This window comes from Microbacterium gilvum, from assembly GCF_039543865.1.
Taxonomy (GTDB): Bacteria; Actinomycetota; Actinomycetes; order Actinomycetales; family Microbacteriaceae; genus Microbacterium; species Microbacterium gilvum.
Genome location: NZ_BAABKO010000001.1, coordinates 882,126 through 903,671, shown reverse-complemented (window position 1 = coordinate 903,671; position 21,546 = coordinate 882,126). Strand labels below are relative to the sequence as shown.

The following is a 21,546-nucleotide window of genomic DNA, read 5'->3' as shown; positions in this document are numbered from 1 at the left end:
TCCCTCCGGTTCAGGCGGCCGCGTCCGTCGCGGTGCCCAGGACGACGTCGGGCACGGCCGTGCCCTCCGCGAGACGGTAGTTCGCGCCCACGATCCCGAGACGGCCCTCGGCGACGGCCGTCGAGATGAGCTCGGACGACTGCAGGATGGCCGTGATCGTCTCGCGCAGGTGGAGACGGCCGACGAGATCGGCGTCGACCGACTCCGGCGTCGCACCCGGGGTCTCCCGGAACGCCGCGTGGACGGCGGGGACGATGGGCGAGATCTGCCGCCAGATGTGGGGCGGCAGGGCGGGGGCGTCCAGGCGCGTGCTGTCGATCGCGGCGCGCACGGCGCCGCACGCGTCATGTCCGAGGACGACGAGCAGGGGGACCTTCAGCACCTCGACGGCGTATTCGAGCGAGCCGATGATCGACTCGCCGGGCACCTGGCCGGCGTTGCGGACGGCGAACAGGTCGCCGAGCCCGAGGTCGAAGATGATCTCGGCCGACAGGCGGGAGTCCGAGCATCCGAACAGCGCCGCGATGGGGGTCTGCCCGCTCGCGAGGTCGGCGCGCCGCTGGACGTCCTGGTGGGGGTGGGCGGGGGTGCCCGCCACGAAGCGCTCGTTGCCCGCGCGCATCTGCTCCCATGCCTGGGCGGGGGTGATCTGCTCCGTCATTCCGTGGTCCCTTCGTCCGTTCCGGTCGTCTCGGCGAGCTGGCCGCTCAGCGAGGCCGCCAGCTCCGCCGTCTTCTCCGCGGACGACGAGCCGTACAGCAGCACGTGATCCGCGCCCGCCTGCAGGCCGAGCGCATAGGAGATGTTGGCGTGGTCGGCCGCGTTCGAGATCTCGTAGACGTCCCAGGTGATGCCGTCGACGTCGACGCTGCCTGTGGGAGCCGCGCCGTCGAGCCGCTGGGCGGCCCACGTCGCGTCGGCGCCGAACGCCTGCGTGAAGCGGAGGAAGTCGGGGCCCGTCGTGCCGTACGTCACGTTCCACGTGTCGACGGCGCCGCTCTCGAACCGCGCGAGGTTGACGGTCCATCCCTCGGGCGTCTCAGGGACGACGACGGGTCCGGTCACGGTCGAGGCGACGGAGGCGGCCACCTCGGCGACGTCGATCTCGGCGCGCTCCGGTGCGGATCCGCGCGGGACGCCCCATACGATGACGACGACGATCGCGAGGGACACGAGGAGGGCGACGATGAGGTTGCGGAAGGTCTGGCTGCCGCGGTAGTTGCGCGACGACTCCGCCTTGCGGGCCGCGGTCTCCTCTGGCGTCTCGGGGCGGCCGAGGTGCGCGACGACGCGCGGCTCGCCGGCCATCAGACGCCGCCCTCGGAGGCGTGATCGCGTGCGGCGTCGAGACGGCGCTTGGCTCCCGCCAGCCAGTCCTCGCAGCGGCGTGCGAGGGCCTCTCCGCGCTCCCAGAGGGCGAGCGAGTGCTCGAGCGTGGGCGCGCCCTGCTCGAGCTCGGCGACGACGCGGACGAGCTCGTCTCTGGCCTGCTCGAAGGAGAGGGAGTCGACGTCGGCGGGCGGTGCCTGTTCGGTCATAGCGCTTCCATCCTACGAGGACGCCGGGCGCGCGCCCGCCGCGCCCTCGGACACGGCCGCGACGGCCCCCCTCTCCAGGGCGATCCGCAGGCGGCTGCCGGCCGGGGCGTCGGCGGCATCGCGCAGCACGGAGCCGTCGGCGTCCTGCACGATCGCGTATCCGCGGGCGAGTGTGGCCTGCGGCGACAGAGCGCGCAGGGACGCGCGCAGCTCCGCCGTCCGGCGGCCCGCGTCCTCCAGTCCTCGGGAGGCGATGTCGCGTCCTCGCGCCGCGAGCAGGAGGACCTCCTGCTCGCGCTGCTCGACGGACCGCTCGGGGGAGCGCAGCACGGGCCGGGAGCGCAGGTGCTCGAGCTGGGAGATGTCGTGCTGGACCCTCTGCTGCAGCCGCCCCGTCAGCCGCGCGCGCAGCTGCAGCACGAGGGCGCGCTGCTCGCCCACGTCGGGGACGATGCGCTTGGCGGCGTCGGTCGGAGTCGATGCGCGCAGGTCGGCGACGTCGTCGAGCAGGGGGCGGTCGTTCTCGTGTCCGATGGCGCTCACGACCGGCGTGCGCGCGGCCGCCACGGCGCGCAGGAGGCGCTCGTCGCTGAAGCCGAGGAGCGTCTGCGGATCGCCGCCGCCGCGGGCGATGACGATGACGTCGATCTCGGGGTCGGCGTCGAGCTGCGCGAGCGCGGCGAGGATCTCGGGGACGCTCCGCTCGCCCTGCACGGCGGCGTACGCCGTGCGGATGCGCACGCGCGGCCACCGCAGCTCGGCGTTGCGCAGCACGTCCTTCTCCGCGTCCGAGCGCTCGCCCGTGATGAGGCCGATCCCGTGGGGGAGGAAGGGGAGCGGCTTCTTCCGCTGCGGGTCGAAGAGCCCCTCCGCGCGGAGCTGCGCGCGGAGCCGCTCGAGCCGCTCGAGCTGCTCTCCGAGGCCGACGTGGCGCATGGCGGAGACCTGGAACGACATGTCGCCGCCGCGGGGGTAGTAGTCGGCCTTGACGCACGCGACGACGTGGTCGCCCGTCTTGAGGTCGCCGGGCACACGGGCGCGCACGCTCGACCACAGCCGCACGGAGATCTGCGCGTCGGAGCGGAGGTCCTTGATGCGGCCGAAGACGGCGCCGCCGCGCACGTTCCACGCCGTGATCTCGCCTTCCACCCACACCGAGCCCCATCGCTCGATGAAGCCCTTGATCGTCTGGTTGAGACGGGCCACCGACGTCGGCGCCTGCGACGTCGAGTCGCGGGGCGCGACGGAGTCGGCGGGAGGGGGCTCGCCCTCGGCGGTCTCCGGCTGGAACGTCGTCATGTCTCCTCGGGGGGTCGGGGCCGCCACCCGGCCCCCGCCCAGCGGGCGCACGTAGGATCGACCTATGAGCTCGACCGCCATCTCCCTGCCCGTGCCGCGTGTGCCGGGGCGGACCGTGCGCCTTCAGGATAACCCGGTGCCCGGACGCAAGCGCGTGCTGCTCGCGGCCCCGCGGGGGTACTGCGCGGGCGTCGACAGGGCCGTGATCACGGTGGAGAAGGCGCTCGACCGGTACGGGGCGCCCGTGTACGTCCGCAAGCAGATCGTGCACAACATCCACGTCGTGCGCGAGCTCGAGGCGAAGGGCGCGGTGTTCGTCGAGGAGGTCGACGAGGTGCCGGAGGGCGCGCACGTCGTCTTCAGCGCGCACGGCGTCTCCCCGGCCGTCGTGGACGCCGCGGCCGACCGCGGGCTGCAGGCGATCGACGCGACGTGCCCGCTCGTGACGAAGGTGCACCGCGAGGCCGTCCGCTTCGCGCGCGACGACTTCCACATCCTGCTCGTCGGGCACGAGGGCCACGAGGAGGTCGAGGGGACGGCGGGCGAGGCGCCCGACAACGTCACGATCGTCAACTCCCCCGAGGAGGCGGACACCATCGAGGTCGACGACCCCTCGCGTCTCGTGTGGCTGTCGCAGACGACGCTCTCGGTCGACGAGACCATGGAGACGGTCGAGCGCCTGCGCGCGCGCTTCCCCGAGCTCCACAACCCGCCGTCCGACGACATCTGCTACGCCACGCAGAACCGGCAGGTCGCGATCAAGAAGGTCGCGAGGGATGCCGACCTCGTGATCGTCGTAGGCTCCGCCAACTCGTCCAACAGCGTGCGCCTCGTGGAGGTCGCCCTCCAGTACGGGGCGAAGGCGGCATACCGCGTGGACTACGCGCACGAGGTGCGCCAGGAGTGGCTCGACGGCGTCGCATCCGTCGGCGTCACGAGCGGCGCCTCGGTGCCGGAGGTGCTCGTCCAGGAGGTGCTCGACGCGCTCGCCGGCGCGGGCTACCGCGACGTCGAGGAGGTGCGGACGGCGGAGGAGGACCTCATGTTCTCGCTCCCGAAGGAGCTGCGCCAGGACCCCTCCGGTCGGAAGGACGCCCGCGCCGTCGGCGGGCGATCGCGCGCGTGAGCGACGACCCGCGACCCGCCCCGCAGTTCGGGCAGTACGCCTCGCCGGAGGAGCAGAGGGCGCGGATGGGGATGCCTCCCGATGCGCCGCTTTCGTCGGCTCCCGTGCCGCCCGCCGCGGCACCTCCGCAGCCCGAGCCCGCGAAGCCGGGCACCGGGCGGCTCGTCGACCGGGCGGCGACGGTCGCCATGCTCGTCTACGGGATCTTCTCCATCGTGCAGTCGATCCCTCTCATGCTCGACGCGACCGATCTGCTCGCCGCCATGGGCCTCGACGTCGAGCTGAGCGATCCTGGCGCGCTGCGCGGCTGGGGCGTGGCGGCCGTCGTCGCGCTCGCCGCGGGATGGATCGCGACGGCCGCGCTGTCATGGCGCATGATCCGTCGCGGGCGGCTGTCGTTCTGGGTCCCGATCGCGGGCGCCGTCGTCTTCAACCTGCTCGCGAGCCTGCTCGTCGTGCTCCCGCTGGTCGGCGACCCCGCCGTGGTCGATGCGCTCCTGCGCATGCAGGACCAGCTCGGCTGAGATCGTCGCGAATGCGAACGCCCCCGGTCATCGACCGGGGGCGTTCGCATTCGCGTTCGCGTCAGCTCTGCGACTTGCCGAACGAGCCGAGCTGCTTCGTCGACTCCAGCACGCGGGCGGCCATGGCCGACTCCGCGACCTTGCCCCATGCGCGCGGGTCGTACTGCTTCTTGTTGCCGACCTCGCCGTCGACCTTCAGGACGCCCTCGTAGTTCGAGAGCATGTAGCCCGCGACGGAGCGCGTGAAGGCGTACTGCGTGTCGGTGTCGATGTTCATCTTCACGACGCCGTTCGCCACGGCCAGGGCGATCTCGTCATCCGACGAGCCGCTGCCGCCGTGGAAGACGAGGTCGAGCGGCTTCTCGCCCGTGCCGAAGCGCGCCGCGATGCCCTCCTGGATCTCGCCGAGCAGCTCGGGGCGGAGCTTGACGCCGCCCGGCTTGTAGACCCCGTGCACGTTGCCGAAGGTGAGTGCCGCGATGTAGCGGCCCTGCTCGCCGAGGCCGAGGGCCTCGACGGCCTTCGTGACGTCGGCCACGGTCGTGTAGAGCGCATCGTTCGATCCCTCGTGCGCGACGCCGTCCTCCTCGCCGCCCACGACGCCGACCTCGATCTCGAGGATGGCGTTGATGTTCTTGATGCGGGGGAGGAGCTCGGCGGCGATCTGGATGTTCTCGTCGAGCGGCACCGCGGAGCCGTCCCACATGTGCGAGTTGAAGAGCGGCTCGCCGCCCGCCTTCACGCGCTCCTCCGACACCTCGAGCAGGGGGAGGACGAAGCCGGGGAGGGCGTCCTTGGGGCAGTGGTCGGTGTGCACGCCCACCGTGATGGGGTAGTTCTTGGCGACCTCGCGCACGTACTGGGCCATGGCGATGGCGCCCGTGGCGCGTCCCTTCACGGTGTGGCCGGCGAAGTAGTCGGCGCCGCCCGTGGTGACCTGCAGGATGCCGTCGGAGCCGGCCTCCGTGAGTCCCTGGAGCACGGCGTTGATCGTCTGCGAGCTCGACACGTTGAAGGCGGGGTAGGCGAAGCCGCCTGCCTTCGCGCGGTCGAACATCTCTGCATACTGATCCGGAGTGGCGACGGGCATTGCGATGCTCCTTCGTGGGGGTGGTGGGTGCAGTCTCAGCCTAGCGAAGAGGGCTTCTCCCTCGAGTGCATCGAGAATGCCGGGGGTTTCTGCGCAGGCGGAAAGAATCCTGAATCCTTCGATCTCCGGGTCGGCAAGAAACCCGATCCGCACGAGAGGCTCGGTCTACGCTCGGGGTCATGACTGCCGACTCGCACGAGATCACCAGCGCTGAGGACCTCATCCCGCTGCACCCCGACCGCAACATCGCGCTCGAGCTCGTGCGCGCGACCGAGGCGGCGGCCATCCGCTCGGCGCCCTTCATCGGACGCGGGGCGAAGGAGTCGGCCGACGGGGCGGCGGTCGACGCCATGCGCGCGTTCCTGTCGACGGTCGACTTCGACGGCGTCATCGTCATCGGCGAGGGCGAGAAGGACAACGCGCCCATGCTCTTCAACGGCGAGCACGTCGGAACGGGCCGGGGCCGCTCCTATGACATCGCCGTGGACCCGATCGACGGCACGACCCTCACGGCGGAGGGTCGCAACAACGCCCTCTCGGTCATCGCGCTCTCCGACCGCGGCACGATGCTCGACGCGTCGAGCGTCTTCTACATGGACAAGCTCGTCACGGGTCCCGCCGGCGTCGGCGTCGTCGACATCCGCCTCCCCATCGCGGAGAACATCCAGCGCCTCGCCAAGGCGCTCGGCAAGCCCGTCGAGGAGATGGTGGTGTCGGTGCTGAACCGTCCGCGCCATCAGCAGCTCATCGCCGAGATCCGGGCGACCGGCGCCGGAACGCGCCTCATGAGCGACGGCGACGTCGCCGGCGGCATCAACGCGGCGCGCCACGACGCGCGCACCGACATGTGCGTCGGCATCGGCGGCAGCCCCGAGGGGATCGTCACGGCGTGCGCCATCAAGGCGCTCGGGGGGCACATCCAGGGTCGGCTGTGGCCGCGCGACGACGACGAGGCGCAGAAGGGCCGCGACGCCGGCCTCGAGATCGGGCGCGTGTACGAGGCCGACGACCTCGTGGCGGGCAGCAACACGATCTTCGTCGCGACGGGCGTCACCGACGGCGCCCTCGTCGAGGGCGTGCGACGCAAGGACGGCTACGTCTACACCGAGAGCGTCGTCCTGCGCGGTCACTCCGGGACGCTCCGCCGCATCTCCTCGGACCACCTCGAATCGAAGTGGTTCTGACGCCGTCGACCCGTGTCCACAGCGTTTCGTGACGCGTCCGTGACCGCGCCCTCGTCCATCCGGCCCCGCGCATCGGGGAGAATGGACGAGGCGCGGCGCGTTCGAGCACGCGCCGGGGGAGGCGATCTCGGATCATGGCAGTGCAGGACACCGCGCAGCAGGATGCCGTCGGCGCTCAGGCCGTCGTCGCGGCCGCGAAGGACCCCGCCCGGCGCCCCGATGTGCTCTTCCGCGTGCGTCGTGCGCCCGATCACGAGCCGAGCCCGTGGTGGCACATCGGCGCCTTCGTCGTCACGTCGGCCGCCGTCGTGGCCCTGCTGAGCTTCATCCCGGGCTGAGCTTCATCCCGGGCTGAGCGTCACGCCCTGCTCAGCACCGCCCCGGCGTGGGCCGCGTCACGCGGCGGACGAGACCGCTGTCAGGATGCCGAGCGGCACTCCGGCCGCGGCGGCGAGCGAGGCGACGTCTTCCGCCCCGAAGCGCCGTGCCGCGTCGATCACGATGTGAGCGCACGCGAGGGCGTCCGCCTCCGCGTCGTGGTGCGAGAACCCCGTGAAGCCGGCGGCCTCGGCCGACCTCGGCAGGCGGTACGACGGCAGCGCGTAGGTCTTGCGCGCCACCTGCAGGCTGCAGATGTACCGGCGAGACGGGAGCTCGGCCCCCGTCGCGGCGGAGGTGCGGCGCAGCACGCCCATGTCGAACTCGGCGCTGTGCGCGGCGAGCGGGTCGTCGCCCGCGAAGTCGAGGAGGGCGCCGAGCTGGTCGGCCCAGCCGGGCGCGTCGACGACGTGGTCGGCGAGGATGCCGTGGATCGTCGAGTTGAACGGCGCGAAGTCGTCGAAGCCCGAAGGAGGACGGATGAGCCAGGAGGCGGTCGCGACGACGGCCCCGCCGCGCACGCGTGCCATCCCCACCTGGCAGGCCGACTCGGGTCGCGAGTTCGCCGTCTCGAAGTCGATCGCGGTGAAGTCGAGGGGCACCGGGACAGTCTTCCGCATGCTCGCTGTGAGCTCGCCGCAATAACTTGCACACCGGTGTGCATGTTATTACCCTGGGGGACATGACAGAGACTCCTCCTCGCAACCGCCGTCGCGACGCGCAGCAGAACCGCGAGGCGATCCTCGAGGCAGCCGCCCGCGTCCTCCGCGGCGACCCGGAGGCGTCGATCGACGCCATCGCGTCCGCGGCGGGTCTCAGCCGGCGCGCCCTCTACGGTCACTTCCCCTCGCGGGAGGCGATCCTCGCCGAACTGGTCGCTCGAGGCACCGCCCGCATCGCGGCAGCGCTCTCGGATGTGCACGACGACGATCCCGCCCGCCACGTCGCCCTCATCGGGACGGCGCTGTGGGGCGAGATCGCCCACGTCCGCCTCGTCGCGCAGATGATCGTCCGCGGCCCGCTCGAGGGCGCGGTCGCGGCAGGGCTGGAGCCTATCCGCGCGGCCCTGCGCGACGCCGTCACCCGCGGAGGGGCGACGGGGGTCTTCCGCTCCGACGTGGAGCCGCGCATCGTCGTGCGGCTCGTCGAGGAGACGGCGATCGCCGTGCTCGACGAGGCCGTCGCCGAGGGGCTGGACGACGCGTCGGCGCGCCGTCTCGTCGTCGTCGCCGCGCTGGGGGTGGCCGGGCTGAGCTGGCGGGACGCCGACGAGGTGGCCGAGGCGGTCGACGGGGACGCGCGATGAGGATCGCGGCGGAGAGGGTCTCGAAGGGCGGTGCGCTCCCCGAGACCACCGTCCACGCCGAGTCGGGCTCGGTGACGGTCGTGGCCGTGGAGGGGGCGCAGCGCCCGACCGTGCTCGCGCTCATCCTCGGAGGGCGCATGCATCCCGACACGGGGGAGACGACGCTCGACGGCCGCGCCGACGCGAGGGGCCTGCGGCGCGCCGTCGCCCTCGTCGACGCACCAGACGTCAGCGCCCCGGCCGACGACCTCCCGCTCGCGGTCGTGCTGCACGAGGAGCTCGCCTTCGCGGGCGTGCGCGGCGCGCGGCGCGCGACGCGCCGCATGCTCGCCGACCTCGACCTCGTCGCGCACCGCGCGACGCCGATGGGGGAGCTGCCTGCCGACATCCGCGTGCGCGCGCTCGCGGAGACGGCGGCGCAGGGGCGGGGAGTGGAGGCCCTCGTGCTCGTCTCGCCGGATCGCCACGGCGGCGACCCCGGCGGATGGCACGACATCGCCGTGCGCTGGGCCGATCGCGGCTTCGCGGTCGTGGTGCTCGCGGGCGCCGCGGCGGCCGCCGCCGTCGTCGCGCCCGATCGTGTCGCCGAGGCCGACGGACAGGTGCACGAGGATGTGCGCCCTGCGTCGGACGACGCGCCCACGCTCGCGCTCCCGATCGCCGCGCCCGTCCACGTCTCGCGCGTCGGCGAGCAGGCGCCCGCGCCGGACCGCGCCCGAGAGCAGAGCGGAGAGCAGCACGCAGAGCAGCACGCAGAGCTGCCCGCAGATCGCCAGGAAGACCCCGCCGAGGCGGAGACGCCCGAGGAGACAGAACGATGACCATCCCCGTGCTCGTCCGCACCGAGCTCAAGCGCCTCACGGCGACGCCCATGGCGGCGCTCGCCCTCGCGGCGCTCATGCTCGTGCCCGTGCTCTACGCGGGCCTCTACCTGTGGGGCAACGACGATCCGTACGGCAACCTCGACCAGGTGCCCGTCGCGCTCGTCGTCGAGGACGAGGGGGCGACGCAGAACGGCGAGGACGTCAACTACGGCGAGCAGGTGCGCGACCAGCTCGTCGAGGACGCGTCGATGGACTGGCACGTCACGACGGCGGACGAGGCGGCCGACGGCATCCGATCGGGCGAGTACGACTTCGTCGTCACCCTGGGCGCCGACTTCTCGCAGGCGCTCACCTCGGTGGCCGGCGACGATCCCGAGCGGGCCGTGGTGGAGCTCACGACCAACGACTCGAACAGCTACCTCGCCGGGACGATCGGCGACCAGGTCGCCGAGACCGTACGTGACAGCCTCACGCAGGAGGTCGGGGAGGAGGCGGCCCGCACGCTCCTCGACGGGCTCGCCACCGTGCGCTCGGGTCTCGTGGACGCCGCGGACGGAGCGACCCGGCTGGCCGAGGGCACGGCATCGGCGAAGAGCGGCGCCGACACCCTCGCGGATGGCGCGGCGACGGCCGCGGACGGTGCGGCGAGCCTCGCGAGCGGGCTCGCGACGATCGACGACGGCACGGCCGCGCTGCCCGGCCAGACGGCGCAGCTGAACGACGGGGCCCAGCAGGTCGCCGCCGGCAACGCGCAGCTCTCGAGCACCGTGCAGCCGATCGCGCAGCGCATCTCGGAGGCGGTCGCTGCCCTGCCGACCGAGGAGGCCATCCGCGACGACCTCACGCAGCTCGGGCTCGACGAGACGCAGATCCAGGCCGTGCTCGGCATCGTCACGCCCGTCCGCGGCGACCTCGAGACGGCGAACGCCGACGTGCAGCAGGCCGCGGGCGACATCCAGGCGCTCGCCGACGGCAGCGCTCAGGTCGCAGCGGGTACGCAGGCGCTCGCCGACGCGACGCCCGCGCTCGCGGAGGGGGTCGCGAGCGCGCACTCCGGCGCGGCGGAGCTCTCCGACGGGGTCGCGCAGCTGGCGGACGGCAGCGCCGAGCTCGCCGATGGGCTCGGCGAGCTCGATTCGGGTGCCGGCGAGCTGCGCGACGGGCTCGTCGACGCGGTCGGACAGATCCCCGATCAGTCGGAGGACGAGCGCGCGACGGCGGCGGCGATGATCTCCGACCCCGTGCAGGTCTCGTCCGATGCCGTCACGGAGGCGTCGTCGTACGGAGCGGGCATGGCGCCCTTCTTCATCAGCCTCGCGGCATGGATCGGCATCTACGCGCTCTTCCTCATCGTCAAGCCGTACTCGAAGCGCGCCGTCACGGCGCTGCGGAAGCCGCTCCCGATCACGCTCGCGGCATGGGCGACGCCCGCCGCCCTCGGCATCCTGCAGATGGCGGTGGTGTTCTGCGTCGTCGCCTTCGCTCTCGGGTACTCCGTCGCGCAGCCGTGGCCCATGCTCGGCTTCATGGCGCTCACGTCGGCGACGTTCGCCGCGATCATCCTCACGCTGAACGTGCTGCTCGGGAGCGTGGGGCAGTTCCTGGGGCTCGTGCTCATGGTGCTGCAGCTCGTCACAGCGGGCGGGACGTTCCCGTACCAGACCCTCCCGACCCCGCTGCGGACACTGCACGAGGCGCTGCCGATGAGCCATGCCGTCGACGGCATCCGCCAGCTCATGTACGGCGGCGACCTGGCCCGCGCCTGGGCCGACGCGGGATTCCTCGGGCTGTGGCTGCTCGGAGCACTCGCCGTCGCGCTGCTCGTGACGACCAGGATGACCCGGAACCGCACCCTGCGCGACCTGCGGCCGTCGCTCATCGGCTGAGCGTCAGACGAACGGACGCGACGCCTCCACGATGCGCTGGAGGCAGAAGAGGGCGGCGCCCGCGCGGCCTCCGTCCGCCGTGGGGAGCAGCCGCGCACGGCACCGCTCGATGGCGGCGTCGGCGTCGCGGAGGGCCGCCGGCGCCGAATCGTCGCCGATCGGCAGCCGCACGAGCGCGGCGCACGCGCGGACGGCGTCGGCGACCTCCGTGCGGTGCTCGGGCGCGATCGACGACCTCTCATCGGCGTCGAAGAGCGCGTCGGCGAGATCGCGGATCGAGAAGACGGTGCGCTCCAGGGCGCGGCGGCGGCGCGCCGTCGTGCGGCGCTGCTCGCGATGGCGCAGCGCCCGCGGGTTGGCGCGTGCGCTGTCCTCGGCGTCCTGGGCGTCGGCGATGGCGGCGGACGCGGTCGCGTCGAGTGCGCGCATGAGCCCTTCCACGCCATCCCCATCGCCCTGCTCCACGGCGGCGGCGATGTCGTCCAGGCGCTCGGACGCCGTGTCGCGCAGGTCGCCCAGGCGGCGGCCGCCGCGAGCCAGGTGCAGCGGCGGGATGAGCAGGAGGTTCACGACGATGCCGACGACCGCGCCGAACGCGAGCGTCACGAGGTACGACACGGAGAAGTCCTGCGCATCGCGGCCGCCCAGGAGCAGGGTGAACAGCCCTGCCATCGACACCCATTCGCCGCCCGCGCCGAACGGCCGCGCCGCGCCGACGAGCACGCCGGTTCCGACGACGACCCCGAGTGCCACGATGCCCGGTCCGCCGACGGCCATGATCCCGAGGGCCGCGAGGCCGAGGCCGATGCCTGCGGCGACGCCGACGAGGGTCTGCACGGCTGTGCGCAGGGAGTGCACGAGGGTGGCGTGCATCGTCACGAGTGCGCCGAGCGGGGCGTAGTAGGAGTACTGGTCCTCGGCGAACGGCACCCACGGGGCGAGGTACCACGCGAGCACGCAGGCGAGGGCGGTCTTCGCCGCGAGCAGCAGCCGCCCCGGACCGGTGTCGCGGAGCGCCGCGGCCGCGGCCGATGCACGGGCGCGGAGGGTCGTCATGGGCTGCGACGCTACCGATGCGGACGTCGCGGCTGCGAGGCGGTGGACATCCGCTCGGCCGTCGGATAGGGCGCACGGGAGCGGCGACGTAGGATGGATGCCCGTGGCTCTCACTATCGGCATCGTCGGCCTGCCCAACGTCGGCAAGTCCACCCTCTTCAACGCCCTGACCAAGAACACGGTGCTCGCCGCGAACTACCCGTTCGCGACGATCGAGCCCAACGTCGGCGTCGTCGAGCTGCCTGATCGCCGTCTCGACCGTCTCGCCGAGATCTTCGGATCGCAGCGCATCCTGCCGGCGCCGGTGTCGTTCGTCGACATCGCGGGCATCGTGCGCGGCGCGAGCGAGGGCGAGGGACTCGGCAACCAGTTCCTCGCGAACATCCGCGAAGCCGACGCGATCGCTCAGGTCGTGCGCGGCTTCGCCGACGCCGACGTCGTGCACGTCGACGGCAAGGTCGACCCCGCGAGCGACATGGAGACGATCAACACCGAGTTGATCCTCGCCGACCTGCAGACCCTCGAGAAGGCCGTCCCGCGCCTCGAGAAGGAGGTCAAGGGCAAGAAGGCCGACCCGGCGGTGCTCGCCGCAGCGCAGGACGCGAAGGCCGTGCTCGACACCGGGAAGACCCTCTTCCAGGCGGCGTTCGACGTCACGCCGATCAAGGAGCTCGGCCTGCTGACGGCGAAGCCGACCCTGTTCGTCTTCAACGTCGACGAGGGCGTGCTCACCGACCCCGAGCGGATGGCCGAGCTGGCGGCGCTCGTCGCGCCTGCGAAGGCCGTCTTCCTCGACGCCAAGGTCGAGTCGGAGCTCATCGACCTCGACGCCGAGGAGGCGCTCGAGCTGCTGCAGTCGCTCGGACAGGAGGAGTCGGGGCTCGATCAGCTCGCCCGCGTCGGCTTCGAGACCCTGGGCCTCCAGACCTACCTCACCGCGGGCCCCAAGGAGGCGCGCGCGTGGACCATCCGGAAGGGATGGACGGCACCGCAGGCGGCTGGAGTCATCCACTCCGACTTCGAGCGCGGCTTCATCAAGGCCGAGATCGTCTCGTTCGCCGACCTCGACGAGGCGGGCTCCATGAACGACGCGAAGTCGAAGGGCCGCGTGCGCATCGAGGGCAAGGAGTACGTCATGCAGGACGGCGACGTCGTGGAGTTCCGCTTCAACGTGTAGTCGCGTTCTGACCCGGCGAGGGCGCCCTGCGCAGCCCGCGTGGTCGTCCGAGATGCGCGTCGGCCAGCTTCAGCTGGTCGACGATGAGCGTGCGGACCAAGCTGCGCAGGCAAGATCTGCTGCCGCGCCTGTGCTCGAGTCAGTAGCGGTAGCGCGCCTGCAGGATCGTGATGTGGGTGTCGCTCGCAACGTAGACGAGGCGGTTCGCTTCATCGATGCGGCGTGACCAGGCGCCCGCGAGGGCGTGCCTGAGAGCTTCGGGTTTGCCGATTCCCTCGAACGGGTCGTCGCGGAGCATGTCGGCGATCAGCTGGTTGATGCGGCGCAGAGTCCTGCGGTCTTGCGTCTGCCAGGAGAGGTAGTCATCCCACCCCTCGGCTGTCCAGGCGAGCTTGCGGTCGCTCACGGCTCGAGGAAGTCGTGTTCTTCGATCTCGCCGTCGCGAGCGCTGGCCAGGGCACTCAGGAGACGACGGGCGTTCTCGGGGGAGCGGAGCAGATAGCTCGTCTCGACGAGCGAGTCGTACTCGTCCTTCGACATCAGAACGGCAGAGCCGCGCTTCGAGGTGATCTCGACCTCCGTGTGGTCGAGGTTGACGCGCTCAGGATCAACGACCAGTGGCGGATCTGCTTCGTGTGGGCCGACGCCGGGCCGGGGGAGGTGGAGATCGTTGACGATCACTGACAGGATCGAGCCGATCCATCCCGGGGAGGTCCTCATGGAGGACCTCATCGAGGGATTCGGGATCACTACGAGCTCGACCGTGCGGAGGATCTCGCAGGAGAGCAGATCGCGGCGGCGATCGCGCCACTGAAAGTCGCATGAGCGAGGGCCCGTCGCTCGATCTCTCACACCCCGCCGCCGCCCCTCACAGATACGGGCGGGTGATGAGCTCCAGGTAGTGTCCTGACGGGTCGAGAAGGTAGACGCCGCGCCCGCCGTGCTCGTGGTTGATCTCGCCGGGCCGCGACCGCTGCGGGTCGGCCCAGTGCGCGCGTCCGCTCTCCGTGATCCGCGCGTGCGCGCGGTCGAAGTGCTCGTCGTCGAGCAGGTACGCGTAATGCTGCGGCGGGAACTCCGTCGGCGGAGCCGCGAACTGGAGCAGGACGCCCCCGCCGATGACGATGTTGACGAACGGTCCCCAGCTCGGGGCATCGTCCGCTTCGAGCAGGTCGCGGTAGAAGCCGGCCATCTCGGCCGGGTCGGTCGAGGCGATGATGGTGTGGTTGAAGTGCGCGGTCATGGTCCTCTCACCCAAGCAGGGATCCTGGTCGCCGTCGACTACCGTGGCGTGATGGCGATCATGCTCACGGGACGGCTCCTCTGCGCGAGCGCGGACGAGGCAGACATCGTGACGCGGCATCTGGCGCGCCATGTCGAGCTCACGCGGGCCGAGCCGGGATGCCTGTCCTTCGCCGTGACCGCCTCCGACGACCCCCTCGTGTGGGACGTGAGCGAGCGCTTCGCGGATCGTGCAGCGTTCGACGCGCACCAGGCGCGCGTCGCCACGAGCGTATGGGGTCGCGCGACGGCCGGCATCCGACGCGACTACGTCGTGCGGGACGACCCGGATGGCGTCACTCCGCGCTCGGACGACGCCGCGTCTGCTTGACGGCGCCGCGACGCTGCTTCGCCTCGAGACGGCGTCGCGTCGAGCCGCGCGTCGGCTTCGTCCTGCGTCGGTCGATGTCGGGCACGACCGCCTCGCGCAGGATGTCCGCGAGCCGCTCGCGCGCCATCCGGCGGTTGCGCAGCTGCGAGCGCTCCTCCGACGCGGCGATCGTCAGCACGCCGTCGACGAGCCGGCCTGCGAGGCGGGCGAGGACACGCGCCCGCTGGACGTCGTCGAACGCCGCGCTCGCCGCGATGTCGAGCCGCAGCTGCACGCGCGAGTCGGCCGTGTTGACGCCCTGGCCGCCCGGGCCCGATGACCGAGAGAACAGCTCGACGAGCTCGTCCGCGGGGATGCGGATGCCGTGCGGGGCGCCGGGACCTGGCGGCACGAGCAGATCGTCCATGCTCCAATCATCTCCCGGCATAGGCTGTCCCGGTGGACATCGAGGCCGAGGTCAAGGAGGCGCTGCGCGCCTACGATCGCGCCCTGCCCGCCTACCGCCTGCTGTGCGAGGCTCTCGAACGAGAGCTGCCCATCCACCTGCGTCAGTGGGGCGTGTCGTACGTCCGCGTGGAGGCGCGCGTGAAGAAGCGCTACTCGTACGAGCTCAAGGTGCGCAGCGACCCGACGCGCCCCGTGCTCGACATGATCGGCGTTCGGGTTATGGCGTTCTTCCGTCGCGACCTGCCCCAGATCGAGAAGATGGCGCGCCGGCTCCTCGACGTCGCCGAGGACTCCTACATCGACAAGGGCGAGCTGCTGGGCCCCGAGAGCTTCGGCTACCGCAGCGTGCAGTTCGTCGGCCGCACGCGCGGCGACGGCGCCTTCCCCGACTTCGACGCCGGCATCCCCGTCGAGGTGCAGATCCGCACGATGCTCGAGCACGTGTGGGCCGAGGTCGAGCACGATTTCCGCTACAAGCCGCAGGCCGAGCCGCCGACGGCCGAGATCAACCGCCGTTTCGCCCTCACAGCGGCGCTCCTGGAGCAGGCCGACCGCAATCTCGACGACATCCGCGAGGCGCTCGAGGGATGACCCGTGGCCGCGCCTCACCAGCGTTCGAAGAACGCCTGCAGCAGGGGTCCCGCCGTCTCGGCGCCTGAGACGCCGTCCTCCACGAAGACGGCGACGGCGAGATCTCCGTGGGTTCCGACCATCCAGCTGTGCGTCGCGTAGGCGCCGTCGGCATCCGGCTCGCCGTACTCGGCCGTGCCCGTCTTCGCCCCGACCGGCTCGCCGGCGATCCCCGCGAGGAAGGTCGCCGACCCCTCCGTGACGACGGCGCGCATGAGCTGCTGCAGCGATGACGCCTCATCCGACGTGAGCGGCACGTCGGCATCCGCCGTGCCGGCCTCCTCGACGAGGAGGTGGGGCACGACCGTCTCGCCGGCCTGCACCGACGCCGCGACCGCTGCCATCGCGAGGGGGGTGGCGAGCACGCGCCCCTGCCCGATGAGATCGGCGGCCTTCTCGGTCTCGCCCTCCGGCGCGGGCACCTGGCCGAGCGACGCGGGGTAGCCGAGATCGATCTCGCCGCCGACGCCGAGCGCTGCCGCCGCCGACTCGAGCGCTCCCTCGTCGACGCGGTCGCGCGCGCCGATGAGCGCCGTGTTGCACGAGTGGGCGATGGCCGTGCGGAAGGTGACATCGCCGAGCGCCGACGCGGGGTAGTCGTCGTAGTTGGAGAAGGTGTAGCCGTCGACCGTGAGCGATTCGGGGCAGCTCAGCACGTCGTCGAGCCCGACGCCGGCCCGCAGGAGCGCGAGCGACGTGACGAGCTTGAACGTCGAGCCCGGGGCGTACGCTCCCGTGGTCGCGACGTTCATCCCCTCCGCACCCTGTCCGTTGGCGGCGGCGAGCACCTCGCCGGTGGACGGGCGGATGGCGACCATCGCGCTCGCGGGCGCGTCGTCGCCCAGGCCGGCGAGGATCTCCTCGGCGCCGATCTGCATGTCCTGGTCGAGCGTCAACGCGAGCGGGGTGCCGTCCTCGCCGTCCCACGCCGCGAGCTCACGGCGGTCCTCGCCCGCGACCGCCTCGACGACGACGTCTGGCGTGCCGCGGAGGGCCGCGTCGTACGTCAGCTGGAGGCCGGAGAGCCCGACCTCGTCGCCCGCGCGCACGGCGCCGTCCGACGCCTCGACGGCCTCCGCCGTCGCCTGTCCGACGATGCCGAGCAGCTCCCGCGCGAACGTGCGCGTCGGGGCGAGCGGGATCTCGTCGGCCACGACGAGCGCACCGGGGATCGACGAGAAGTCGTCCGACACGTAGCGGTCCTCCTCGCCCTCGCGGACGACGATGGCCTCCACGAACGCCTGCGGGCCTGCGCCCTCGGCGGCCGCGCGGTACGCGGCGGCATCGATTCCGACCGCGGCGGCGATGCGCTCCGCCGACTCGCCCACGGCGGTCGGATCGACGTTCGCCTTGTCGAGGCCGTAGCGTCCGACCGCGCGCTCCGTGACGATGGGCTCGCCCGATGCGTCGACGATGTCGGCGCGGGGGCCGAACGATCGCGTGACCGAGAGCTGCTCGTCGGCGGCGAGACCGGGGACGAACGTCTCCGACGACCAGTCCGCCGTCCATGCGCCGTCTTCCTCGACGAGCGTCGCGACCGTCTCGTACTCCCAGGCGTGGCCCTCGACGTCCCACGACCATGACAGCGGGACGGTCGCCTCGGCCTCCTCGCGCTCGACCTCGCCGGCCGTGACCGAGACGTCGTACGCCGCGAGCGGCTCCGCCTGCGCGGCGAACGCCTCCGCGGCCGCCGCGTCGGCGACCCCCTCGAGCGACCGGTCCTGCAGCGCGGCGACCAGATCGTCCGCGGCGGCGCGGGCGGCGTCACCGCGCGTGTCCGCGCATGCGGCGAGCGGGAGGAGCAGGGGGAGGATGGCCACGGCGGCGAGACGAGTCGGCGAGATCGGCATGCGGGACGGTCCTTCCGGAGAGCCGTGCGGATACCGCCATCCTGTCACGGGGTCTCGGCCGCCCCCGCCCTCGCGCGCGCGGCGTGCCCCTCGGCGAGAAAGGCGAGCCGGCGCAGAGTCTCGCGATTGCGGATGTGCAGGGGCGGGTCCAGGAGGAAGCCGGGGATCCAGGCTCCCGGCCCGCGGACCGCCCTCTCCGTGATGCGGACGAGGCACCCCTGCGCGTGCGCGCGGACGTCGATCGTCACCTCGGCCTCGCCCATGGGCCATCCGCGCGCCCGCAGCCGCATACGCGCCTGCGGGCGCCATTCCAGAGCCTCCGTCGTGTCGTCGATGAGCACGGGCCACACCCCGAAGGAGTGATGCAGCCGCCGGCCGGGGGTGGGCCATCCGCTGTCGACGTCGCGCATGCGCGAGGCGCCGACCACCCAGACGGGGTACAGCCATCCGTCGGCGAGCACGGCCGACAGCTCTTCGGGAGTGCAGCGGATGATGCGCCAGGTGCGTGCCATGCCGCGACGCTAACCGCGGGGCGGGCGCCGCCCCAGGCGATTGACAGCGCACGCGGCGCATGCGTAGCACAGGCGTCCGCCGATCTCAGCCCCCTGGGGCGGGCGTCCCGATCCTGTCAGCGTGGCGGCATGCGGATCCCCGACACCCTCTCGCTCCTCACGCACGGATACGACGCCGGGGCGCGCATCTGGCGGCGCGTGCCCGACGGCGCGCGTTCCGCGCCCATGCGCCTGCTCGGGCGGCGCGCCCTGCTCGTGCGCGGTCCGGAGGGAGTCGACGCCTTCTACGACGACGCGCGCATCGCCCGGAGGGGCGCGATGCCGGCCGTCGTGCGGGAGCCGCTGTTCGGTCACGGATCGGTTCACGGTCTCGACGGCGACGCCCACCGTCACCGCAAGGCGGCGTTCACGGCGGTCGCGTACGACGATGCGGAGGTCGATCGGCTGCGCCCGCTCCTGGAAGCGGAGTGGCGTGCGGAGCAGGCGGCATGGCTCGCAGGCGGCGGCCGCTCCGTCTACGACGCCGGCGTGGGCGCGTACGGGCGCGCCGTCCTCCGCTGGGCGGGAACGCCGGGCACGGCGGCGGCGCGCACGCGATGGGCGGCCCGGCTCGCGCAGATCGTCGACGGCTTCGGAGCGCCCTACTCGCCCGCCTATCTGCGGGCTGTGCAGAACCGGGTGCGATCGGACCGTCACGCGCGCCGGCTGGTCGACGCCGTGCGTGCGGGCGAGCTGCAGCCGGACTCGCGTACCGCGCTCGCCGTATGGGCTCTGCACCGCGACGAGCGCGGGGTCCTCCTGCCCGCGCGCACGGCGGGCGTGGAGCTGCAGAACTGCGTCAGGCCGATGATCGCCGTCGCGCGCTTCGCCGCATTCGCCGCGAAGGCCCTCCACGACCATCCGGATGCCCGTCGCGACATCGCGCGCGAGGTCGCGGAGCGCGGCGTGCGCACCGACGGGCCGCGGGCCGTCGCCTTCGCGCAGGAGGTCAGGAGGACGGCGCCGTTCGTCCCGATGCTCCCCGGGCGCGTCATGCGCGATACGACGGTCGACGGCCGGACGGTGGCGGAAGGCGGGCGCCTCGTGCTCGACATCCTCGGCACCGACCTCGACGGCGCGTCATGGGAGCGGCCCGACGACTTCGACGCGGAGCGGTTCCTCGGCGTCGACGCGTACGAGGCGCTCCCGGCGTTCGTGCCGCACGGCGGCGCGGACGTCGCCACGGGGCATCGCTGCCCCGGCGAGAAGCTCGCCATCGCGGGGCTCTCGGTCGCGGTGGCCGCGCTCAGTGATCCGCGGCTCGAGATCCCGGGGGAGGGCCTGGGCGTGAACCGGCGCCGGCTCCCCACCCGGCCGGCATCGGGTGGTCGCGTGCGCCGCTGCCCGTTCCACTGAGCGGGCAGCGGCCGTTCACTCGGCGGGGAGGCCGTCCACCGGCTCCGCCGGCTCGGGGGTGATCGTGAGGCCGGACGGCCCGCTCGCGGCCTTCATGAGGTCGTCGAGCCAGGCGCGGTTGAGCCGCGGAGACCGTCCGCCGTGGAACTGGAACTGAAGGGGCACGGCGGGGTGCACCCAGAAGCTCCGGCGCCCGATCCCCTCGCCGGGCGAGGCGTCGAACATGAACGGCTCCGACCGCCTCAGCTTGTTCATGACGACGATGCGCAGATGCGCCAGCGTCCGATCGTCGAGGTCGATCGCGTCGCCCGGCCCGTAGATGAATCTGCCCACGGGGAGAGGCTATCCGCGCGTCTCGTCGTCGATACCCGCCCGCCGTATCCGCACGCGAGCGCCGCACCCGAGGCGGCCCGAGCCGCCGTCCCCTCCCGTCGAACCCGCGAACGGTGTCTGAACGGGGGTTTCATGGGTGCGGCGGGGGTACATCCGACGGGGCCTGCGCGTGCCGCCGCCGCGTAACGTGGTTCGCGAACTGCGGTGATCGCGCGGCGCGCGTTGCGGATGCGCCGCACGCCGACTCGCGGCGCGCACTGGCTTACTCGTAAGGGGAGTCGTGCGCCGTCCGCGAGGTCGACCCGTTCCCGTCCGGGCCCATGGGGTCCGTCGACAGAAGACCGGCATCCGGCGCGCACGCAGGAGCGCGCCCCGACAGAAGGAGGTGGATGGGCACGTGACCGAGATCGTCCCGTACCCGGTGGGCATCACCTTCGCCGCGACGGCGGGCACGCGCACCGTCTACCGCTTCAGCGGAGCCGAGGGCCTCCGCGCGCTCTCGCTCTGGTTCGCCATGTCGAGCCCCGACGTCGACGCCTTCGCCGGCCGTCTCGTGTCGGTGCCCCTGCAGGACTATGCCTACGAGGACTTCTCCGCCTCCGCATTCGTGTGCGAGCGGACGCCCGCGCACATCCTCGCGGCTCCGTCGGACCTCGTCCGGATCACCTACGTCGTCGAGGGCACCGTCTTCGTCGATGCGGCGCAGCGGAGCACCCGCGTCGACCCCGGCCAGATCCTCGCGGTCAATCTGCGCACGCCCTTCCGCTTCTGGACGGAGGGCCCGACGCGGCTCGCGACGACGTCCATCCCGATCCGCGACCTGCGGCTGCCGCCCGAGCAGCTCGAGGCGGTCGAGTTCACCGTGCTGGAGCGCTCGCCCGTCATCGCCACCTGGGGCGCCGTCATGCGCGCGCTGTCGAACGCCGCACCCGACGACGGCACGCGCGAGTCCGAGCTCGTGGCGCACGCGCTTCTCGACCTGGCGCAGGCCATCCTCTCCGCCCCCGTCGGCGCGACGCGGACGTTCCGCGCCGACGACGCCCTGCGGCAGCGGGTGTACGACCTCATCGAGCGCGAGTACGCCGACCCCGACCTGCAGGTGAGCGACATCGCGCGTCGTCTGCGCGTGAGCACGCGCTATGTGCACCGTCTCTTCCAGGACGAGCCGCTGTCCGTCGCCCGCGCCATCCGCAGCCGTCGGGTCGAGGCCGCCGCGCGGGCGATGCTGCTCACGCGCCGCAGCTTCGAGGAGATCGCGATCGCGGTCGGCTTCGGCTCGGTGGACTCCGCGCACCGGGCGTTCCGCGAGCAGATCGGGCTCACACCGAGCGCCTATCGGCGCAGCGGCGGGGAGGCGGAGCCGCCAGGCTAGCCTGGGC

Annotated in this window: 26 protein-coding genes and 1 pseudogene; 13 read left to right on the top strand and 14 right to left on the bottom strand. The window is 72.5% G+C overall.

All coding sequences use genetic code 11. The features are described from left to right. Positions 1 to 10 precede the first annotated feature (10 nt). From ABD998_RS04595 to xseA, 4 genes are read right to left on the bottom strand one after another with little or no spacing between them, the layout of a single operon-like run. Positions 11 to 661: a carbonic anhydrase gene (locus tag ABD998_RS04595; protein ID WP_345436381.1), complete on the bottom strand. Its 651-nt coding sequence runs from the start codon at positions 659 to 661 to the stop codon at positions 11 to 13. Continuing rightward, on the bottom strand, positions 658 to 1,308 hold the full coding sequence (locus ABD998_RS04590) for a DUF4245 domain-containing protein (RefSeq protein ID WP_345436379.1): 651 nt from the start codon (positions 1,306 to 1,308) through the stop codon (positions 658 to 660). Before ABD998_RS04590 ends, ABD998_RS04595 begins: the two co-directional genes overlap by 4 nt. Further along, the gene (locus ABD998_RS04585; RefSeq protein WP_345436377.1) at positions 1,308 to 1,538 is read right to left on the bottom strand and encodes an exodeoxyribonuclease VII small subunit; all 231 of its coding nucleotides are present in this window, start codon (positions 1,536 to 1,538) and stop codon (positions 1,308 to 1,310) included. The genes ABD998_RS04590 and ABD998_RS04585 overlap by 1 nt, the downstream gene beginning before the upstream one ends. Positions 1,539 to 1,550: 12 nt before the next feature. Then, entirely contained in the window at positions 1,551 to 2,837 is a 1,287-nt protein-coding gene (gene xseA / locus ABD998_RS04580) for an exodeoxyribonuclease VII large subunit (protein ID WP_345436375.1), read from the bottom strand. A gap of 64 nt (positions 2,838 to 2,901) precedes the next feature. Here xseA and ABD998_RS04575 point away from each other — a divergent pair, with 64 nt between their 5' ends. Together ABD998_RS04575 and ABD998_RS04570 are read left to right on the top strand one after the other, a co-directional pair. Next, on the top strand, positions 2,902 to 3,963 hold the full coding sequence (locus tag ABD998_RS04575; protein ID WP_345436373.1) for a 4-hydroxy-3-methylbut-2-enyl diphosphate reductase: 1,062 nt from the start codon (positions 2,902 to 2,904) through the stop codon (positions 3,961 to 3,963). After that, on the top strand, positions 3,960 to 4,487 hold the full coding sequence (locus ABD998_RS04570; protein WP_345436371.1) for a DUF6264 family protein: 528 nt from the start codon (positions 3,960 to 3,962) through the stop codon (positions 4,485 to 4,487). The genes ABD998_RS04575 and ABD998_RS04570 overlap by 4 nt, the downstream gene beginning before the upstream one ends. Positions 4,488 to 4,548: 61 nt before the next feature. On the opposite strand, the gene fbaA is transcribed toward ABD998_RS04570, so the two are convergent. Beyond that, on the bottom strand, positions 4,549 to 5,577 hold the full coding sequence (gene fbaA / locus ABD998_RS04565; RefSeq protein WP_345436369.1) for a class II fructose-bisphosphate aldolase: 1,029 nt from the start codon (positions 5,575 to 5,577) through the stop codon (positions 4,549 to 4,551). Positions 5,578 to 5,756: 179 nt separating this feature from the next. On the opposite strand from fbaA, the gene glpX reads away from it, so the two are divergent. Together glpX and ABD998_RS04555 are read left to right on the top strand one after the other, a co-directional pair. Then, positions 5,757 to 6,761, top strand: a complete 1,005-nt coding sequence (gene glpX, locus ABD998_RS04560) for a class II fructose-bisphosphatase (protein ID WP_345436367.1) — start codon at positions 5,757 to 5,759, stop codon at positions 6,759 to 6,761. 134 nt (positions 6,762 to 6,895) lie between these two features. After that, positions 6,896 to 7,099, top strand: a complete 204-nt coding sequence (locus ABD998_RS04555; protein ID WP_345436365.1) for a UDP-N-acetylmuramyl pentapeptide phosphotransferase — start codon at positions 6,896 to 6,898, stop codon at positions 7,097 to 7,099. Between the two features lie 57 nt (positions 7,100 to 7,156). On the opposite strand, the gene ABD998_RS04550 is transcribed toward ABD998_RS04555, so the two are convergent. After that, on the bottom strand, positions 7,157 to 7,741 hold the full coding sequence (locus ABD998_RS04550) for a 3'-5' exonuclease (protein WP_345436363.1): 585 nt from the start codon (positions 7,739 to 7,741) through the stop codon (positions 7,157 to 7,159). 80 nt (positions 7,742 to 7,821) lie between these two features. Between ABD998_RS04550 and ABD998_RS04545 the strand changes: the two genes are divergently transcribed. From ABD998_RS04545 to ABD998_RS04535, 3 genes are read left to right on the top strand one after another with little or no spacing between them, the layout of a single operon-like run. After that, a complete protein-coding gene (locus tag ABD998_RS04545; RefSeq protein WP_345436361.1) occupies positions 7,822 to 8,445 on the top strand; it encodes a TetR/AcrR family transcriptional regulator in 624 nt (207 codons plus the stop codon). Continuing rightward, positions 8,442 to 9,266, top strand: a complete 825-nt coding sequence (locus tag ABD998_RS04540; RefSeq protein ID WP_345436359.1) for a hypothetical protein — start codon at positions 8,442 to 8,444, stop codon at positions 9,264 to 9,266. Before ABD998_RS04545 ends, ABD998_RS04540 begins: the two co-directional genes overlap by 4 nt. Further along, positions 9,263 to 11,155: a YhgE/Pip domain-containing protein gene (locus ABD998_RS04535; RefSeq protein ID WP_345436357.1), complete on the top strand. Its 1,893-nt coding sequence runs from the start codon at positions 9,263 to 9,265 to the stop codon at positions 11,153 to 11,155. Before ABD998_RS04540 ends, ABD998_RS04535 begins: the two co-directional genes overlap by 4 nt. A gap of 3 nt (positions 11,156 to 11,158) precedes the next feature. Here the strand turns inward: ABD998_RS04535 and ABD998_RS04530 are convergent, their stop codons facing one another. Further along, entirely contained in the window at positions 11,159 to 12,211 is a 1,053-nt protein-coding gene (locus ABD998_RS04530) for an FUSC family protein (protein WP_345436355.1), read from the bottom strand. 103 nt (positions 12,212 to 12,314) lie between these two features. Between ABD998_RS04530 and ychF the strand changes: the two genes are divergently transcribed. After that, on the top strand, positions 12,315 to 13,388 hold the full coding sequence (gene ychF / locus ABD998_RS04525; protein ID WP_345436352.1) for a redox-regulated ATPase YchF: 1,074 nt from the start codon (positions 12,315 to 12,317) through the stop codon (positions 13,386 to 13,388). A 139-nt stretch (positions 13,389 to 13,527) separates the two neighbouring features. Here ychF and ABD998_RS04520 read toward each other — a convergent pair whose 3' ends face one another. Continuing rightward, entirely contained in the window at positions 13,528 to 13,794 is a 267-nt protein-coding gene (locus tag ABD998_RS04520; RefSeq protein WP_345436350.1) for a Txe/YoeB family addiction module toxin, read from the bottom strand. Continuing rightward, positions 13,791 to 14,069: a type II toxin-antitoxin system Phd/YefM family antitoxin gene (locus ABD998_RS04515; RefSeq protein ID WP_345436348.1), complete on the bottom strand. Its 279-nt coding sequence runs from the start codon at positions 14,067 to 14,069 to the stop codon at positions 13,791 to 13,793. Before ABD998_RS04515 ends, ABD998_RS04520 begins: the two co-directional genes overlap by 4 nt. Here ABD998_RS04515 and ABD998_RS17780 point away from each other — a divergent pair. Further along, positions 14,059 to 14,139, top strand: a pseudogene (locus ABD998_RS17780) (HigA family addiction module antitoxin); the annotation flags it as partial. The gene ABD998_RS04515 and the pseudogene ABD998_RS17780 sit on opposite strands and share 11 nt — an antisense overlap. Positions 14,140 to 14,256: 117 nt before the next feature. Here ABD998_RS17780 and ABD998_RS04510 read toward each other — a convergent pair. Next, complete coding sequence (locus tag ABD998_RS04510; protein ID WP_345436346.1) at positions 14,257 to 14,646, bottom strand: VOC family protein; 390 nt, start codon at positions 14,644 to 14,646, stop codon at positions 14,257 to 14,259. 36 nt (positions 14,647 to 14,682) lie between these two features. On the opposite strand from ABD998_RS04510, the gene ABD998_RS04505 reads away from it, so the two are divergent. Then, entirely contained in the window at positions 14,683 to 15,000 is a 318-nt protein-coding gene (locus ABD998_RS04505) for a putative quinol monooxygenase (protein ID WP_345436344.1), read from the top strand. Here ABD998_RS04505 and arfB read toward each other — a convergent pair. Beyond that, positions 14,966 to 15,406: an alternative ribosome rescue aminoacyl-tRNA hydrolase ArfB gene (arfB, locus tag ABD998_RS04500; RefSeq protein ID WP_345436342.1), complete on the bottom strand. Its 441-nt coding sequence runs from the start codon at positions 15,404 to 15,406 to the stop codon at positions 14,966 to 14,968. The genes ABD998_RS04505 and arfB overlap by 35 nt on opposite strands. 32 nt (positions 15,407 to 15,438) lie before the next feature. Between arfB and ABD998_RS04495 the strand changes: the two genes are divergently transcribed. Continuing rightward, entirely contained in the window at positions 15,439 to 16,038 is a 600-nt protein-coding gene (locus ABD998_RS04495) for a GTP pyrophosphokinase (RefSeq protein WP_345436340.1), read from the top strand. 14 nt (positions 16,039 to 16,052) lie between these two features. Here ABD998_RS04495 and ABD998_RS04490 read toward each other — a convergent pair whose 3' ends face one another. Together ABD998_RS04490 and ABD998_RS04485 are read right to left on the bottom strand one after the other, a co-directional pair. After that, on the bottom strand, positions 16,053 to 17,927 hold the full coding sequence (locus ABD998_RS04490) for a penicillin-binding transpeptidase domain-containing protein (RefSeq protein WP_345436338.1): 1,875 nt from the start codon (positions 17,925 to 17,927) through the stop codon (positions 16,053 to 16,055). Positions 17,928 to 17,971: 44 nt separating this feature from the next. Continuing rightward, on the bottom strand, positions 17,972 to 18,439 hold the full coding sequence (locus ABD998_RS04485; RefSeq protein ID WP_345436336.1) for an SRPBCC family protein: 468 nt from the start codon (positions 18,437 to 18,439) through the stop codon (positions 17,972 to 17,974). Between the two features lie 129 nt (positions 18,440 to 18,568). On the opposite strand from ABD998_RS04485, the gene ABD998_RS04480 reads away from it, so the two are divergent. After that, the gene (locus ABD998_RS04480) at positions 18,569 to 19,834 is read left to right on the top strand and encodes a cytochrome P450 (protein WP_345436334.1); all 1,266 of its coding nucleotides are present in this window, start codon (positions 18,569 to 18,571) and stop codon (positions 19,832 to 19,834) included. Between the two features lie 15 nt (positions 19,835 to 19,849). Here the strand turns inward: ABD998_RS04480 and ABD998_RS04475 are convergent, their stop codons facing one another. Beyond that, positions 19,850 to 20,167: a DUF7882 family protein gene (locus tag ABD998_RS04475; RefSeq protein ID WP_345436332.1), complete on the bottom strand. Its 318-nt coding sequence runs from the start codon at positions 20,165 to 20,167 to the stop codon at positions 19,850 to 19,852. Positions 20,168 to 20,564: 397 nt separating this feature from the next. On the opposite strand from ABD998_RS04475, the gene ABD998_RS04470 reads away from it, so the two are divergent. Next, complete coding sequence (locus ABD998_RS04470; protein ID WP_345436330.1) at positions 20,565 to 21,539, top strand: AraC family transcriptional regulator; 975 nt, start codon at positions 20,565 to 20,567, stop codon at positions 21,537 to 21,539. Positions 21,540 to 21,546 lie beyond the last annotated feature (7 nt).

Coding starts and splice junctions, on each gene's coding strand:
- ABD998_RS04595 (WP_345436381.1), bottom strand. CDS start 661: ATGACGGAGCAGATCACCCCCGCCCAGGCATGGGAGCAGATGCGCGCG.
- ABD998_RS04590 (WP_345436379.1), bottom strand. CDS start 1,308: ATGGCCGGCGAGCCGCGCGTCGTCGCGCACCTCGGCCGCCCCGAGACG.
- ABD998_RS04585 (WP_345436377.1), bottom strand. CDS start 1,538: ATGACCGAACAGGCACCGCCCGCCGACGTCGACTCCCTCTCCTTCGAG.
- xseA (WP_345436375.1), bottom strand. CDS start 2,837: ATGACGACGTTCCAGCCGGAGACCGCCGAGGGCGAGCCCCCTCCCGCC.
- ABD998_RS04575 (WP_345436373.1), top strand. CDS start 2,902: ATGAGCTCGACCGCCATCTCCCTGCCCGTGCCGCGTGTGCCGGGGCGG.
- fbaA (WP_345436369.1), bottom strand. CDS start 5,577: ATGCCCGTCGCCACTCCGGATCAGTATGCAGAGATGTTCGACCGCGCG.
- glpX (WP_345436367.1), top strand. CDS start 5,757: ATGACTGCCGACTCGCACGAGATCACCAGCGCTGAGGACCTCATCCCG.
- ABD998_RS04555 (WP_345436365.1), top strand. CDS start 6,896: ATGGCAGTGCAGGACACCGCGCAGCAGGATGCCGTCGGCGCTCAGGCC.
- ABD998_RS04545 (WP_345436361.1), top strand. CDS start 7,822: ATGACAGAGACTCCTCCTCGCAACCGCCGTCGCGACGCGCAGCAGAAC.
- ABD998_RS04540 (WP_345436359.1), top strand. CDS start 8,442: ATGAGGATCGCGGCGGAGAGGGTCTCGAAGGGCGGTGCGCTCCCCGAG.
- ABD998_RS04535 (WP_345436357.1), top strand. CDS start 9,263: ATGACCATCCCCGTGCTCGTCCGCACCGAGCTCAAGCGCCTCACGGCG.
- ABD998_RS04530 (WP_345436355.1), bottom strand. CDS start 12,211: ATGACGACCCTCCGCGCCCGTGCATCGGCCGCGGCCGCGGCGCTCCGC.
- ABD998_RS04505 (WP_345436344.1), top strand. CDS start 14,683: ATGGCGATCATGCTCACGGGACGGCTCCTCTGCGCGAGCGCGGACGAG.
- arfB (WP_345436342.1), bottom strand. CDS start 15,406: ATGGACGATCTGCTCGTGCCGCCAGGTCCCGGCGCCCCGCACGGCATC.
- ABD998_RS04490 (WP_345436338.1), bottom strand. CDS start 17,927: ATGCCGATCTCGCCGACTCGTCTCGCCGCCGTGGCCATCCTCCCCCTG.
- ABD998_RS04485 (WP_345436336.1), bottom strand. CDS start 18,439: ATGGCACGCACCTGGCGCATCATCCGCTGCACTCCCGAAGAGCTGTCG.
- ABD998_RS04480 (WP_345436334.1), top strand. CDS start 18,569: ATGCGGATCCCCGACACCCTCTCGCTCCTCACGCACGGATACGACGCC.